At 61.3% G+C, this 13,143-nt stretch carries 20 protein-coding genes and 1 pseudogene; 19 read left to right on the top strand and 2 right to left on the bottom strand.

Translation table 11 applies throughout. The features are described from left to right. Positions 1 to 32: 32 nt before the first annotated feature. A complete protein-coding gene (locus ACO06R_RS12110) occupies positions 33 to 1,175 on the bottom strand; it encodes a glycosyltransferase family 39 protein (RefSeq protein WP_421850014.1) in 1,143 nt (380 codons plus the stop codon). Between the two features lie 130 nt (positions 1,176 to 1,305). Continuing rightward, positions 1,306 to 1,581 (bottom strand): annotated as a pseudogene (locus ACO06R_RS12115) (transcriptional regulator); the annotation flags it as partial. Positions 1,582 to 2,035: 454 nt separating this feature from the next. On the opposite strand from ACO06R_RS12115, the gene rpsL reads away from it, so the two are divergent. The 19 genes from rpsL to rpsN all read left to right on the top strand — a co-directional run bounded on the left by rpsL (position 2,036) and on the right by rpsN (position 13,137). Continuing rightward, complete coding sequence (gene rpsL, locus ACO06R_RS12120) at positions 2,036 to 2,407, top strand: 30S ribosomal protein S12 (RefSeq protein ID WP_026479049.1); 372 nt, start codon at positions 2,036 to 2,038, stop codon at positions 2,405 to 2,407. A gap of 50 nt (positions 2,408 to 2,457) precedes the next feature. Beyond that, positions 2,458 to 2,928 carry a 30S ribosomal protein S7 gene (gene rpsG, locus ACO06R_RS12125; RefSeq protein ID WP_421850016.1) on the top strand — a complete coding sequence of 157 codons (471 nt, stop codon included), beginning with the start codon at positions 2,458 to 2,460 and terminating at the stop codon, positions 2,926 to 2,928. A gap of 30 nt (positions 2,929 to 2,958) precedes the next feature. Further along, on the top strand, positions 2,959 to 5,049 hold the full coding sequence (gene fusA, locus ACO06R_RS12130; RefSeq protein ID WP_421850019.1) for an elongation factor G: 2,091 nt from the start codon (positions 2,959 to 2,961) through the stop codon (positions 5,047 to 5,049). Between the two features lie 83 nt (positions 5,050 to 5,132). Next, on the top strand, positions 5,133 to 6,308 hold the full coding sequence (gene tuf, locus ACO06R_RS12135) for an elongation factor Tu (protein ID WP_421850022.1): 1,176 nt from the start codon (positions 5,133 to 5,135) through the stop codon (positions 6,306 to 6,308). A 73-nt stretch (positions 6,309 to 6,381) separates the two neighbouring features. Further along, positions 6,382 to 6,690 (top strand): 30S ribosomal protein S10, encoded by a 309-nt coding sequence (rpsJ, locus tag ACO06R_RS12140; RefSeq protein WP_421850025.1) that lies wholly within the window; start codon positions 6,382 to 6,384, stop codon positions 6,688 to 6,690. 28 nt (positions 6,691 to 6,718) lie between these two features. After that, complete coding sequence (rplC, locus tag ACO06R_RS12145) at positions 6,719 to 7,438, top strand: 50S ribosomal protein L3 (protein WP_421850028.1); 720 nt, start codon at positions 6,719 to 6,721, stop codon at positions 7,436 to 7,438. Beyond that, positions 7,438 to 8,058: a 50S ribosomal protein L4 gene (gene rplD, locus ACO06R_RS12150; protein ID WP_421850031.1), complete on the top strand. Its 621-nt coding sequence runs from the start codon at positions 7,438 to 7,440 to the stop codon at positions 8,056 to 8,058. The genes rplC and rplD overlap by 1 nt, the downstream gene beginning before the upstream one ends. Further along, positions 8,055 to 8,348 (top strand): 50S ribosomal protein L23, encoded by a 294-nt coding sequence (locus tag ACO06R_RS12155; RefSeq protein ID WP_421850034.1) that lies wholly within the window; start codon positions 8,055 to 8,057, stop codon positions 8,346 to 8,348. The genes rplD and ACO06R_RS12155 overlap by 4 nt, the downstream gene beginning before the upstream one ends. 24 nt (positions 8,349 to 8,372) lie before the next feature. Then, a complete protein-coding gene (gene rplB / locus ACO06R_RS12160) occupies positions 8,373 to 9,206 on the top strand; it encodes a 50S ribosomal protein L2 (protein WP_421850037.1) in 834 nt (277 codons plus the stop codon). Between the two features lie 18 nt (positions 9,207 to 9,224). Continuing rightward, entirely contained in the window at positions 9,225 to 9,503 is a 279-nt protein-coding gene (gene rpsS / locus ACO06R_RS12165) for a 30S ribosomal protein S19 (RefSeq protein ID WP_421850040.1), read from the top strand. 2 nt (positions 9,504 to 9,505) lie between these two features. Then, positions 9,506 to 9,895, top strand: a complete 390-nt coding sequence (rplV, locus tag ACO06R_RS12170) for a 50S ribosomal protein L22 (RefSeq protein WP_421850043.1) — start codon at positions 9,506 to 9,508, stop codon at positions 9,893 to 9,895. Then, entirely contained in the window at positions 9,895 to 10,599 is a 705-nt protein-coding gene (rpsC, locus tag ACO06R_RS12175; RefSeq protein ID WP_421850046.1) for a 30S ribosomal protein S3, read from the top strand. The genes rplV and rpsC overlap by 1 nt, the downstream gene beginning before the upstream one ends. A gap of 30 nt (positions 10,600 to 10,629) precedes the next feature. Continuing rightward, positions 10,630 to 11,043, top strand: a complete 414-nt coding sequence (rplP, locus tag ACO06R_RS12180; RefSeq protein WP_421850049.1) for a 50S ribosomal protein L16 — start codon at positions 10,630 to 10,632, stop codon at positions 11,041 to 11,043. Between the two features lie 10 nt (positions 11,044 to 11,053). Further along, a complete protein-coding gene (gene rpmC / locus ACO06R_RS12185; protein ID WP_421850052.1) occupies positions 11,054 to 11,251 on the top strand; it encodes a 50S ribosomal protein L29 in 198 nt (65 codons plus the stop codon). A gap of 1 nt (position 11,252) precedes the next feature. Then, on the top strand, positions 11,253 to 11,495 hold the full coding sequence (gene rpsQ, locus ACO06R_RS12190) for a 30S ribosomal protein S17 (RefSeq protein WP_421850055.1): 243 nt from the start codon (positions 11,253 to 11,255) through the stop codon (positions 11,493 to 11,495). Between the two features lie 67 nt (positions 11,496 to 11,562). Further along, complete coding sequence (gene rplN / locus ACO06R_RS12195) at positions 11,563 to 11,931, top strand: 50S ribosomal protein L14 (RefSeq protein WP_421850058.1); 369 nt, start codon at positions 11,563 to 11,565, stop codon at positions 11,929 to 11,931. Positions 11,932 to 11,942: 11 nt separating this feature from the next. After that, entirely contained in the window at positions 11,943 to 12,254 is a 312-nt protein-coding gene (gene rplX, locus ACO06R_RS12200) for a 50S ribosomal protein L24 (protein WP_421850061.1), read from the top strand. Then, positions 12,247 to 12,804 carry a 50S ribosomal protein L5 gene (gene rplE, locus ACO06R_RS12205; RefSeq protein WP_421850064.1) on the top strand — a complete coding sequence of 186 codons (558 nt, stop codon included), beginning with the start codon at positions 12,247 to 12,249 and terminating at the stop codon, positions 12,802 to 12,804. The genes rplX and rplE overlap by 8 nt, the downstream gene beginning before the upstream one ends. A 27-nt stretch (positions 12,805 to 12,831) precedes the next feature. Next, positions 12,832 to 13,137, top strand: a complete 306-nt coding sequence (rpsN, locus tag ACO06R_RS12210; RefSeq protein ID WP_421850067.1) for a 30S ribosomal protein S14 — start codon at positions 12,832 to 12,834, stop codon at positions 13,135 to 13,137. Positions 13,138 to 13,143 lie beyond the last annotated feature (6 nt).

Consider the following 13,143-nt stretch of genomic DNA (forward strand, 5'->3'; position numbering starts at 1 on the left):
TTTGGTCCGGCGTTTTTTTGTTGGTTAGCTGATTAGTAGATGCCCAGACCGAGCGCCCAACTGACCATCAAGGCGCCGTTGGCCAGTGCCAGAAGCGCAATTCCGGCCGGCCCGGCTTGCGGATAACGGGCGGCATAGGCCGCGAGCACCATCACGCATGGCGCCATCGTCAGAAAGAACCTGAAATAGGACAATACGCCGCTTGCCAGCGTGATTGTGATGACAGCGACCATGTAGCCGGCGTGCGGCCAGTTCCGCCGCAGGATCAAGGCAAACGTCGCAGCGACGCTGACCCAGGCCATTACGATACTGGGATAGATTTCTGTCTGGATGTTGGGAGCGGCCCAGAACGGCCCGATCAGCGCAATCAACGGATTCTGTAACTCACGGTTCCAGGCCGTCTGGACCGATGCGAAGGCAATGCCGTCGCCGGTACGTTGCCAAAGGAAAAGCATGAATCCGCCTAGCGCGATGACGGGCAGGGCGGTTGCGGCAACGACTTCCAGTCGGCGGCGCCATAGCACTTCACTGTCACGCCAGCCACCATGCGCCTGGGCGGCGTAGAGAAGAAGCGGAACAACAAGCAGAATGCCGAGGTTGCGCGTCAGCGTCGCGCAAGCCGCCGCTATGCCGGCGAGCAGCCAGTCCTCGCGGCGGGCAAACGCGAGGCACAACATGACGAACAGCAGGAACAGAGATTCGCTATACGCCGAGGAAAAGACGAAGCTTCCCGGCATGAACGCAAACAGGGCAATCGCCAGCCCCCCGGCGCGTTCGCCGTAGAGATGCGAGGCTTCGACCCGGATCAGAAGCAAGGCGAGAAAGAAGGCGACATTCGAAACGATCAGCAGGGCAGGGAACGCCGAGACCCCCGAAAGTTCCGAAACCGCCCATGCCAGCATCGGATAGAGCGGGAAGAACGCCCAGTTCGCCTGGCCTTCGATGCCCGCCGCGCTGCGCACCACGGTATCGTACCCGTCCCTGACAATGCCAAGGAACCACTCGCTGTCCCAGACGCCCCAGATATCGAGCCACATGGATGTCGAGAATGCGGCCCTGTGAAACTGCGGGTCCATGACCGGATAGGCAAGCAACCGCGCGCCGACGCCGATCGCCTCGAGCATGCCGCGGCTGACGAGAAAGACCAGCGCGCATTGAAGTATGATCCTGATCACGTCGCGGCCCCGTATTCCTGGCAGACGCCGTCTACTGACCGGGCTTCCAGTCCTTCAGGACGGAAAACGGATCATAGTCACCCTCATCGAGCCCGGCCGGACGGTCTTCCTCCCCTTCCAGCCCTTCTGCGAACGCCACGATTGCAACTTCGCCTTCCAGCGCGCCCTGATAGGCGGACGCATGCGGCTCTTCGTCGGGCGCATCGACAAGCGAACCGATCTGGTCGAATTCGGCTTCCTCGTAGCCACGCTCCGCCAACGCCTCGAGCGCCGCGCGAATTGCCGAATCGTCATCCGGTGCGGTCAGCAGGATATGAACGGGCGCTTCCGGTCCGTCGCGGTCCGCCCAGACCCGTCCGATAATAATGAAGACGCCGGTACCCGTCTCGAAATCCGCATCGGACATCCCGTCATTCCCCTCGACTTGCGACTCAGATTGGACGCAGTTTTCCACGAATTGCGCTGTGGCGCGACCTGTAGCGTACGCTACACTGGATCGGGTTACTGTTTGTTGCCCGCCGAGCCCGGTTTCGGACACGAAATTTCGTCGAAATTCCGATCTCCGGCGCGTGCGCCAAAACAGCCCTAAATTTCGGCGCTTTCGCTTGACGGGACAACGTCTTGTGTATAGAAGCCGCCCATCTGGCCAATGTGAGACTTTTCATTCGGCGGCGCCGAGCCCTGAATCACGTCTCAAACAAGGTCGTGCAGCGAAGCTGAGACATTGCGATATCACGAAGCGCCTGGCCGCTTCCTCTGAACTCCGGGGCATTGCCGAAATGGCGATATGCCCCGTTCGCGCATGTTGATGCGGAACAGGATTTGTCGCGTTCGCGCGTGAATGAACGAAGGATGGCTTGATGCCTACAGTAAACCAGTTGATCCGCAAGCCACGCGTGGCGCCGGTCAAGCGCAACAAGGTTCCGGCCCTTCAGGCCAACCCGCAGAAGCGCGGCGTGTGTACCCGTGTTTACACGACCACGCCGAAGAAGCCGAACTCGGCGCTTCGCAAGGTCGCCAAGGTTCGTCTGACGAATGGCTTCGAGGTGATCGGCTACATCCCTGGCGAGGGGCACAACCTGCAGGAGCACTCGGTCGTGATGATCCGCGGCGGTCGCGTGAAGGACCTTCCGGGCGTCCGCTACCACATCCTGCGCGGCGTGCTTGACACCCAGGGCGTCAAGAACCGCAAGCAGCGCCGCTCCAAATACGGCGCAAAGCGTCCGAAGTAATTGAATTGCGGCGGGCGCCTATCGCCGCCGCGGGGAAGTGAGAAAACGATATGTCGCGTCGCCACCGTGCCGAAAAACGTGAGATCAACCCGGATCCGAAATTCGGGGACATCGTCATCACCAAGTTCATGAATGCCATCATGCTCGATGGCAAGAAGTCCGTCGCAGAGCGCATCGTCTATGGCGCCTTCGACTCCATCGCCGACAAGACCAAGCAGGAGCCGGTCGAACTGTTCCATCAGGCGCTCGACAATGTCGCGCCACATGTGGAGGTGCGTTCCCGCCGTGTCGGTGGTGCGACGTATCAGGTTCCTGTCGATGTGCGCCCCGAGCGCCGTCAGGCGCTCGCCATCCGCTGGATGATCAGCGCGGCGCGCAAGCGTAACGAGACGACCATGGTCGATCGCCTGTCCGGCGAACTCATGGATGCTGCCAACAACCGCGGTTCGGCAGTCAAGAAACGCGAAGACACGCACAAGATGGCGGAAGCCAACCGCGCGTTCTCGCATTATCGCTGGTAACCAAAGACCTTACGAGAGAGGCCTTCTCCCATGGCTCGCGAATACTCGCTGGAAGATTATCGTAACTTCGGCATCATGGCGCACATCGATGCCGGCAAGACGACGACGACCGAGCGTATCCTTTACTACACCGGCAAGAGCCACAAGATCGGCGAAGTGCACGACGGTGCTGCGACGATGGACTGGATGGAGCAGGAGCAGGAGCGCGGCATCACCATCACCTCTGCTGCGACGACCACCTTCTGGAATGGCCGTGATGGCAAGCGCAAGCGCTTCAACATCATCGACACTCCCGGACACGTCGACTTCACTATTGAGGTCGAGCGTTCGCTGCGCGTGCTGGACGGTGCTGTCGCTTTGCTGGACGCCAATGCCGGTGTCGAACCGCAGACCGAGACCGTCTGGCGTCAGGCCAACAAGTACAATGTCCCGCGCATGATCTTCGTCAACAAGATGGACAAGATCGGTGCTGACTTCTTCCGCTGCGTCGAGATGATCCAGTCGCGGCTCGGCGGTACGCCGCTGGTCATGCAGCTGCCGATCGGCGCTGAAAGCGAGTTCGCCGGCGTCGTCGACCTCATCGAGATGAAGGCACTGGTCTGGAAGTCCGAAAATCTCGGCGCCGAGTGGGATGTCGTCGACATTCCGGCCGAACTTCAGGACCAGGCCGAAGAATACCGCGAGAAGCTGATCGAAGCCGCCGTCGAGATCGACGAAGCCGCGATGGAAGCCTACCTTGAAGGTGAAATGCCGGATAACGACGCACTGCGCGCGCTGATCCGCAAGGGCACCTGCGCCGTGGACTTCTTCCCGGTATTTGCCGGTTCTGCCTTCAAAAACAAAGGCGTGCAGCCGCTTCTTGATGCTGTGGTTGATTTCCTGCCGGCGCCGATCGACGTTCCGGCCATCAACGGGATCGACCCGAAGGACGACAGCGAGACGGTCCGCGAATCTTCCGACGATGCGCCGCTCTCCATGCTGGCCTTCAAGATCATGAACGACCCGTTCGTCGGCTCGCTGACCTTCTGCCGCATCTATTCCGGCAAGCTGGAAACGGGCGTCTCGCTGATGAACACCGTCAAGGGCAAACGCGAGCGCATCGGCCGCATGCTGCAGATGCACTCCAACTCGCGTGAGGACATCAAGGAAGCCTATGCTGGCGACATCGTTGCCATCGCGGGCCTCAAGGAAACCACCACCGGTGATACGCTCTGCGACCCGCTGAAGCCGGTCATCCTTGAGCGCATGGAGTTCCCGGATCCTGTCATCTCGATTGCGGTCGAGCCGAAAACCAAGAGCGACCAGGAGAAGATGGGCCTCGCGCTCAACCGCCTAGCCGCCGAAGACCCGTCCTTCCGCGTCCGTTCGGACGAAGAATCCGGCCAGACCATCATTTCGGGCATGGGCGAACTGCATCTCGACATCCTCGTCGACCGCATGAAGCGGGAGTTCAAGGTGGAAGCCAACATCGGTGCGCCGCAGGTTGCCTACCGCGAAACCATCACCCGCGAAGCCGACATCGACTACACGCACAAGAAGCAGTCCGGCGGTTCCGGTCAGTTCGCGCGCGTCAAGATCAAGTTCGAGCCGAACCCAGAGGGCGAAGACTTCCTGTTCGAGAGCACCGTCGTTGGCGGCAATGTTCCCAAGGAATACATCCCGGGCGTCGAAAAGGGCATCCAGTCGGTCATGGACTCCGGTCCGCTCGCCGGCTTCCCGATGCTCGGCGTCAAGGCGACCCTTATGGACGGTGCCTACCACGACGTCGACTCCTCCGTGCTGGCCTTCGAGATCGCGGCGCGCGCCGCTTTCCGCGAAGGCGCACAGAAGGCCGGTGCCCAGCTGCTCGAGCCGATCATGAAGGTCGAGGTTGTTACCCCGGAAGACTATATGGGCGACATCATCGGCGACCTGAACTCGCGGCGCGGCCAGATTGCCGGCACCGAAAGCCGCAACATCGACCAGGTGATCACCGCCATGGTGCCGCTGGCCAACATGTTCGGTTACGTGAACACCCTGCGTTCGATGAGCCAGGGCCGCGCGCAGTACACCATGATCTTCGACCATTACGAGGCAGTGCCTCAGGCGGTCGCCCAGGAGATTCAGAAGAAATACGCCTAAGGGCGATCAAATGGCCGGCCTTTCTGCAAGGCCGGCGCTGATACGAATTTTGTCGCAGAGACAAGAGATTACGGAGAAGAAAGATGGCGAAGGGTAAGTTCGAGCGCACGAAGCCGCATGTGAACATCGGTACGATTGGTCACGTTGACCACGGCAAGACGTCTCTGACGGCAGCGATCACGAAGTTTTTCGGCGAGTTCAAGGCCTATGACCAGATCGACGCTGCGCCGGAAGAAAAGGCGCGCGGCATCACGATCTCGACGGCGCATGTGGAATACGAGACGGAAAACCGTCACTACGCCCATGTCGACTGCCCGGGCCACGCCGACTATGTGAAGAACATGATCACCGGTGCTGCCCAGATGGACGGCGCGATCCTGGTCTGCTCGGCGGCCGACGGCCCGATGCCGCAGACCCGCGAGCACATCCTGCTGGCCCGTCAGGTCGGCGTTCCGGCGATCGTCGTGTTCCTCAACAAGGTCGACCAGGTCGACGACGAGGAGCTTCTTGAGCTGGTCGAGATGGAAGTGCGCGAGCTTCTGTCGTCCTACGAGTTCCCGGGCGACGACATTCCGGTGATCAAGGGTTCGGCGCTTGTTGCTCTGGAAGATGGCGACAAGGCGAAGGGCGAGGACGCGATCCGCGCGCTGATGGCCGAGGTCGACACCTACATCCCGACGCCCGAGCGTCCGGTCGACCAGCCGTTCCTGATGCCGATCGAGGACGTGTTCTCGATTTCCGGCCGCGGCACGGTTGTGACCGGCCGTGTCGAGCGCGGCATCATCAATGTCGGCGACGAGATCGAGATCGTCGGCATCCGCGACACGACGAAGACGACCTGCACGGGCGTGGAGATGTTCCGCAAGCTGCTCGACCAGGGCATGGCCGGCGACAACATCGGCGCGCTGCTGCGCGGTGTCGACCGTGAGGGTGTCGAGCGCGGTCAGGTGCTGTGCAAGCCGGGTTCGGTGACGCCGCACACCAAGTTCGTCGCCGAGGCCTACATCCTGACGAAGGAAGAGGGCGGCCGTCACACGCCGTTCTTCAACAAGTACCGTCCGCAGTTCTACTTCCGCACGACCGACGTGACGGGCGAGGTCTCGCTTCCGGAAGGCACCGAGATGGTGATGCCGGGCGACAACGCCGAGATGAATGTCGAACTGATCGTGCCGATCGCCATGGAAGAGCGGCTGCGGTTTGCCATCCGCGAAGGCGGCCGCACCGTCGGCGCAGGCATCGTCGCCAAAATCATCGAGTGACGCGACAAGGTTGAGAATTAGGAGGCGCGGCAGGCGCTGCCGCGCTTTCCTGCTTGAATAAGGAACAAGTCGTATGAACGGCCAGAATATCCGCATACGCCTCAAGGCGTTCGATCACCGCGTTCTCGACGCGTCGACCCGTGAAATCGTGTCGACGGCGAAACGGACCGGTGCAAGCGTTCGCGGGCCGGTGCCGCTGCCGACACGGATCGAGAAATTCACTGTGAACCGGGGCCCGCACATCGACAAGAAAAGCCGCGAGCAGTTCGAGATGCGCACGCACAAGCGCCTCTTGGACATCGTCGACCCGACGCCGCAGACCGTGGACGCGCTGATGAAGCTCGACCTCGCAGCGGGTGTCGACGTCGAGATCAAGCTCTGAGCCGGCTGGACTGGGGAAGGATGAACCGATGCGTTCAGGAGTAATAGCACAGAAGCTGGGCATGACCCGCGTCTACAATGACGCCGGCGAACAGCTGCCGGTGACGGTTCTCCGTATGGAGAATTGCCAGGTTGTTGCCCAGCGGACCGAGGAAAAGAACGGCTACACCGCGGTGCAGCTGGGTTCTGGTTTCGCCAAGGTCAAAAACACCTCGAAGGCCATGCGCGGCCATTTCGCGAAAGCCTCCGTCGAACCGAAGCGCAAGCTCGCCGAGTTCCGCGTTTCGCCCGACAACATGATCGACGTCGGCGCCGAGCTGACCGCCGAGCACTTCGTTGCCGGCCAGAAGGTCGACGTCACTGGCACCACGCAGGGCAAGGGCTTCCAGGGTGTCATGAAGCGCCACAATTTCGGTGGTGGCCGGGCAACCCATGGTAACTCGATCTCGCACCGTTCGCACGGTTCGACCGGCATGTGCCAGGACCCGGGCAAGGTGTTCAAGGGCAAGAAGATGGCCGGTCACATGGGCGCGACCCGCGTCACCAGCCAGAACCTCGAGATCGTTTCGACCGATGCCGAGCGCGGTCTGATCTTGGTCAAGGGTGCTGTGCCCGGTTCGAAGGGCGCTTGGATCCTGGTCCGTGACGCCGTCAAATCGAGCCTTCCCGACAATGCGCCGAAGCCGGCTGCATTGCGTGCGGGCGCCGAAGCCGCAGCGGCTTCCGAAAGCGCTGAAGGGGCAGAATAATGGAACTCAAAGTAACCACCCTGGCCGGCAAATCCTCCGGTTCGGTGAAAGTGTCCGACGAGGTCTTTGGCCTCGATCCGCGCGCCGATCTCATCCAGCGCGTTGTGCTGTGGCAGCTCGCCAAGCGTCAGCAGGGCACGCACCAGTCGAAGGGCCGTTCGGAAATCTCGCGCACCGGCGCCAAGATGTTCCGCCAGAAGGGCACCGGGCGCGCGCGTCACTCGTCTGCCCGCGCGCCGCAGTTCCGCGGCGGCGGTAAGGCTCATGGCCCGGTCGCTCGCAGCCACGAGTCGGATCTGCCGAAGAAGGTTCGTGCGCTCGGCCTGCGTCATGCACTTTCGGCCAAAGCCAAGGCGTCCGAGTTGATCGTCATCGATGAGCTGAACGCAAAGGAAGCCAAGACCAAAACGCTGCTGCAGCAGCTGACGGCGCTCGGTCTCGACAATGCACTGCTGATCGGCGGCGCGGAGCTCGATGGCAATTTCAAGAACGCTGCGGCCAACATTCCGCACATCGACGTCCTGCCGATCCAGGGCATCAATGTCTACGACATCCTGCGCCGCAACAAGCTCGTCTTGTCCAAGGCCGCGGTCGAAGCCCTCGAGGAGCGTTTCAAATGACCGATCTTCGCCACTACGACGTGATTGTCGCACCGGTGATCACAGAGAAATCGACCCTCGTGTCGGAAAACAACCAGATCGTCTTCGATGTTGCACGCGACGCTTCCAAGCCGGAAATCAAGGCCGCTGTCGAAGCGCTGTTCAACGTCAAGGTCAAGAACGTCAACACGCTGCTGCGCAAGGGCAAGATCAAGCGCTTTCGCGGCGTGAAGGGCCGGCAGAGCGATGTGAAGAAGGCCATTGTCACGCTTGTTGACGGCCAGTCGATCGACATCGCGACCGGACTTTAATCGGGCGGCCGAAAGGATACTGTCATGGCATTGAAAACATTCAAACCGACATCGCCCGGTCAGCGTCAGCTGGTCACGGTCGACCGTTCGGGGCTTCACAAGGGCGGCCCGGTCAAGTCCCTGACCGAGGGTCTGACCAAGTCCGGCGGTCGCAACAACACTGGCCGGCTGACCTCGCGCAATCGCGCCGGCGGCCACAAGCGGACCTACCGTGTCATCGACTTCAAGCGCCGCAAGACCGGCGTAGAAGCAACAGTCGAGCGGCTTGAGTACGATCCGAACCGCACGGCGTTCATCGCGCTTCTGAAATACGACGACGGCGAACTGTCCTACATCCTCGCGCCGCAGCGCCTGCAGGCCGGCGACCGCGTCGTTTCCGGCGAGCAGGTCGACGTCAAGCCGGGCAACGCGATGGAACTTGGTCGCATGCCGGTCGGCACCATTGTCCACAACGTCGAGATGAAGCCGGGCAAGGGCGGCCAGATCGCCCGTTCGGCTGGCGCTTACGCGCAGCTCGTCGGACGTGATCAGGGCATGGCGATCTTGCGGCTCAACTCCGGTGAACAACGCCTCGTTTCGGGCCGTTGCTACGCCACCGTCGGCGCGGTGTCCAACCCGGACCACGGCAACATATCGCTGGGCAAGGCGGGCCGCTCGCGGTGGCTCGGTCGTCGTCCGCATGTCCGCGGCGTCGTCATGAACCCGGTCGACCACCCGCATGGTGGTGGTGAAGGCCGTACCTCCGGTGGCCGTCACCCGGTGACGCCCTGGGGCAAGCCGACCAAGGGCAAGCGCACCCGTTCGAACAAGTCGACCGACAAGTTCATCATGCGCTCGCGCCACCAGCGCAAGAAGTAATCGAGAAAGGTTAGCCGCATGGCTCGTTCAGTATGGAAAGGCCCGTTCGTCGATGGCTATCTTCTCAAGAAGGCCGACAAGGCCCGCGAGGGTGGCCGTCACGACGTCATCAAGATTTGGAGCCGCCGCTCCACGATCATGCCGCAGTTCGTCGGTCTGACGTTCGGCGTCTACAACGGCACCAAGCACATTCCGGTCGCTGTCAGCGAGGACATGGTCGGACACAAGTTCGGTGAATTCGCTCCGACGCGGACCTACTACGGTCACGGCGCGGACAAGAAGGCAAAGAGGAAGTAACCATGGGCAAGCCGAAGGCTCCACGCCGGTTGGCGGATAACGAGGCGCGTGCCATCACGCGCACGATCCGCATCAGCCCGCAGAAGCTCAATCTGGTTGCGGCCATGATCCGCGGCAAGAAGGTGGATTCGGCGCTCGCCGATCTGACCTTCTCGCGCAAGCGCATCGCCTCGACCGTCAAGAAGACGCTCGAATCCGCCATCGCCAACGCCGAGAACAACCATGATCTCGACGTCGACGCGCTGGTGGTCGCCGAAGCCTATGTGGGCAAGTCGATTGTCATGAAGCGCTTTCACGCTCGCGGCCGTGGCCGTGCCAGCCGTGTCACGAAACCCTTCTCGCACCTCACGATCGTCGTGCGTGAGCAGGAAGAAGCAGGGGAGGCCGCGTAATGGGTCAGAAGATTAATCCGGTCGGCCTTCGTCTCGGCATCAACCGTACGTGGGATTCCCGCTGGTTCGCCGACAACGCCGAATATGGCCAGCTCCTGCACGAGGATCTGAAGATCCGCGAATACCTGCAGAAGGAACTGAAGCAGGCTGCGGTTTCCAAGATCGTTATCGAGCGTCCGCACAAGAAGTGCCGCGTAACGATCCACTCGGCGCGTCCGGGCATCATCATCGGCAAGAAGGGTGCAGACATCGAGAAGCTGCGCCGCAAGCTGTCGCAGTTTACGTCTGCCGAGACGCATCTCAACATTGTTGAAGTGCGCAAGCCGGAAATCGATGCCAACCTGGTCGCCCAGTCGATTGCTCAGCAGCTTGAGCGCCGCGTCGCGTTCCGCCGTGCCATGAAACGCGCCGTCCAATCGGCGATGCGTCTCGGCGCCGAAGGCATCCGCATCAACTGCGCCGGCCGCCTTGGTGGCGCGGAGATCGCGCGCACCGAATGGTACCGCGAGGGTCGGGTGCCGCTGCACACGCTGCGCGCCGATGTCGACTACGGCACAGCCGAAGCCGAGACCGCTTACGGCATCTGCGGCATCAAGGTTTGGATCTTCAAGGGTGAGATCCTGGAGCACGATCCGATGGCCTCGGAACGTCGCGCCACCGAAACAGACAACCAGGGCGCAAGCCGCCGCCGCGAAAACGCGTAATCGGCCGCGACCGGATTGGAGTGACAACAGATGTTGCAACCTAAAAGGACAAAGTACCGGAAGCAGTTCAAGGGCAAGATCCGTGGCGTAGCCAAGGGCGGCACCGCACTGAACTTCGGTGAATATGGCCTGAAGGCACTGGAACCGAACCGCGTCAATGCGCGTGAGATCGAGGCGGCCCGCCGCGCGATCACCCGCCACATGAAGCGTGCCGGCCGTGTCTGGATCCGTATCTTCCCGGATACGCCGGTGACCTCGAAACCGACGGAAGTCCGCATGGGTAAGGGTAAGGGCTCGGTCGACTACTGGGCCGCCAAGGTCAAGCCTGGCCGTGTGATGTTCGAAATCGATGGCGTGTCTGAGGACATCGCGCGCGAGGCGCTTCGCCTCGGCGCTGCGAAGCTCTCGGTGCGGACGCGTTTCATCCAGCGTATTGCGGAATAGGAGCGGAAACATGAAAGCCGAAGAAGTCAGGGCCATGACCGCCGACCAGCTCGCCGATGAATTGGCCAAGCTGAAGAAGGAGCAGTTCAACCTCCGCTTCCAGAAAGCGACGGGTCAGCTCGAAAAAACCTCGCGCGTGCGCGAAGTGCGGCGCGACATTGCCCGCATCAAGACGATTGCAGCCCAGGCTGCTGAAAAGGGAAAGTAAGATGCCGAAACGCGTTCTGCAGGGCACCGTAGTAAGCGACAAGAACGACAAGACCGTTGTGGTCCGTGTCGAGCGCCGCTTCACGCATCCGCTGTTCAAGAAGACCGTGCGCCGTTCGAAGAAGTACAAGGCACACGACGAAAACAACCAGTTCAAGACCGGCGATACCGTTTTCATTCAGGAAAGCGCGCCGATTTCGAAGGACAAGTGCTGGGTGGTCGTCACAGACCAGCCAGCGGCCTGAACTTAAACCGAGTAGACATGCGGTCCGCGTGCGGACCAGCTGGACAAGATAACAAAGGCAGCCAGTCATGATTCAGATGCAAACAAACCTCGATGTCGCCGACAATTCCGGCGCCCGTCGTGTTCAGTGCATCAAGGTGCTGGGCGGCTCGAAGCGCAAATACGCATCCGTTGGCGACATCATCGTGGTGTCGGTCAAGGAAGCCATCCCGCGCGGCCGCGTCAAGAAAGGCGACGTCATGAAAGCCGTCGTCGTGCGTACCGCAAGCGACATCCGCCGCGCCGATGGCAGCGTCATCCGCTTTGACAAGAACGCCGCGGTCATCGTCGACAACAAGCGCGAGCCGATCGGTACCCGTATCTTCGGACCCGTGCCGCGCGAACTGCGCGCCAAGTCGCACATGAAGATCATCTCTCTGGCGCCAGAAGTTCTTTAAGGAGAGACACGATGCAAAAGATTCGCAAGGGCGACGAAGTCGTCGTTCTCACCGGCAAGGACAAGGGCCGCACGGGCACAGTCACGCAAGTGATGCCGAAGGACAACCGCGCGGTTGTCGCCGGTATCAATGTCGTCAAGCGCCACCAGCGCCAGACGGCCAACCAGCAGGGCGGCATCATTTCGAAAGAGGCGTCAATCGACCTTTCGAACATTGCCCTTCTGGACCCGAAAGACTCGAAGCCGACCCGCGTCGGTTTCCGTATGGAAGGCGACCGCAAGGTCCGCTTTTCCAAGCGTTCCGGAGAAGTGATCGATGGCTGAAGACAAGTACGAACCGCGGCTCAAGGCGCACTACAACGAAGTCGTGCGCAAGCAGATGCTCGAGGAGTTCTCCTACTCCAACGAGATGGAAATCCCGCGCGTCACGAAGATCGTCGTGAACATGGGCGTCGGCGAGGCGACCGCGGATTCCAAGAAGCCGGCTTCGGCTGCCGAAGATCTGTCGCTGATCACCGGTCAGAAGGCCGTGATCACCCGTGCGCGCAACTCGATCGCTGGCTTCAAGGTCCGCGAAGGCATGCCGATCGGCACCAAGGTCACGTTGCGCGGCGACCGGATGTTCGAATTCATGGATCGCCTGGTCAACATCGCGCTGCCGCGCGTGCGCGACTTCCGCGGCCTGAACCCCAAAAGCTTCGACGGTCGTGGCAACTTCGCCATGGGCCTGAAGGAGCACATCGTGTTCCCCGAGATCAACTACGACAAGGTCGACCAGATCTGGGGAATGGACGTCATCGTTTGCACGACGGCGAAATCGGATGACGAGGCCCTGGCACTGCTCAAGGCCTTCAACTTCCCGTTCCGCACGTAACGGCAAGCGTAAAAAGGAAAAGTTCGCATGGCTAAAGTTAGCGCAGTCGAAAAGAACCAGCGCCGCCGTAAACTGGCGGATCGTTATGCCGCCAAGCGCGCCCAGCTCAAGGCGACGGTCATGGATCGCTCCCAGCCGATCGAGGAGCGCTTCAAGGCAACGCTGAAGCTCGCGGAACTGCCGCGCAATTCGGCGAAGGTCCGCATCCGCAACCGTTGTGAGGTTTCGGGCCGTCCGCGCGGGTTCTACCGCAAATTGAAGATGTCGCGCATCGCATTGCGTGACTTGGGTTCGCTCGGCCGGGTTCCGGGCGTCGTCAAGTCCAGCTGGTAAGGGGAG

It is taken from the genome of Oricola sp. (assembly GCF_965230365.1).
GTDB lineage: Bacteria > Pseudomonadota > Alphaproteobacteria > Rhizobiales > Rhizobiaceae > Oricola.

Excerpts from the sequence above, each read along its gene's own strand:
- rpsL (WP_026479049.1), top strand. The coding sequence starts at position 2,036 with ATGCCTACAGTAAACCAGTTGATCCGCAAGCCACGCGTGGCGCCGGTC.
- rpsG (WP_421850016.1), top strand. The coding sequence starts at position 2,458 with ATGTCGCGTCGCCACCGTGCCGAAAAACGTGAGATCAACCCGGATCCG.
- fusA (WP_421850019.1), top strand. The coding sequence starts at position 2,959 with ATGGCTCGCGAATACTCGCTGGAAGATTATCGTAACTTCGGCATCATG.
- tuf (WP_421850022.1), top strand. The coding sequence starts at position 5,133 with ATGGCGAAGGGTAAGTTCGAGCGCACGAAGCCGCATGTGAACATCGGT.
- rpsJ (WP_421850025.1), top strand. The coding sequence starts at position 6,382 with ATGAACGGCCAGAATATCCGCATACGCCTCAAGGCGTTCGATCACCGC.
- rplC (WP_421850028.1), top strand. The coding sequence starts at position 6,719 with ATGCGTTCAGGAGTAATAGCACAGAAGCTGGGCATGACCCGCGTCTAC.
- rplD (WP_421850031.1), top strand. The coding sequence starts at position 7,438 with ATGGAACTCAAAGTAACCACCCTGGCCGGCAAATCCTCCGGTTCGGTG.
- ACO06R_RS12155 (WP_421850034.1), top strand. The coding sequence starts at position 8,055 with ATGACCGATCTTCGCCACTACGACGTGATTGTCGCACCGGTGATCACA.
- rplB (WP_421850037.1), top strand. The coding sequence starts at position 8,373 with ATGGCATTGAAAACATTCAAACCGACATCGCCCGGTCAGCGTCAGCTG.
- rpsS (WP_421850040.1), top strand. The coding sequence starts at position 9,225 with ATGGCTCGTTCAGTATGGAAAGGCCCGTTCGTCGATGGCTATCTTCTC.
- rplV (WP_421850043.1), top strand. The coding sequence starts at position 9,506 with ATGGGCAAGCCGAAGGCTCCACGCCGGTTGGCGGATAACGAGGCGCGT.
- rpsC (WP_421850046.1), top strand. The coding sequence starts at position 9,895 with ATGGGTCAGAAGATTAATCCGGTCGGCCTTCGTCTCGGCATCAACCGT.
- rplP (WP_421850049.1), top strand. The coding sequence starts at position 10,630 with ATGTTGCAACCTAAAAGGACAAAGTACCGGAAGCAGTTCAAGGGCAAG.
- rpmC (WP_421850052.1), top strand. The coding sequence starts at position 11,054 with ATGAAAGCCGAAGAAGTCAGGGCCATGACCGCCGACCAGCTCGCCGAT.
- rpsQ (WP_421850055.1), top strand. The coding sequence starts at position 11,253 with ATGCCGAAACGCGTTCTGCAGGGCACCGTAGTAAGCGACAAGAACGAC.
- rplN (WP_421850058.1), top strand. The coding sequence starts at position 11,563 with ATGATTCAGATGCAAACAAACCTCGATGTCGCCGACAATTCCGGCGCC.
- rplX (WP_421850061.1), top strand. The coding sequence starts at position 11,943 with ATGCAAAAGATTCGCAAGGGCGACGAAGTCGTCGTTCTCACCGGCAAG.
- rplE (WP_421850064.1), top strand. The coding sequence starts at position 12,247 with ATGGCTGAAGACAAGTACGAACCGCGGCTCAAGGCGCACTACAACGAA.
- rpsN (WP_421850067.1), top strand. The coding sequence starts at position 12,832 with ATGGCTAAAGTTAGCGCAGTCGAAAAGAACCAGCGCCGCCGTAAACTG.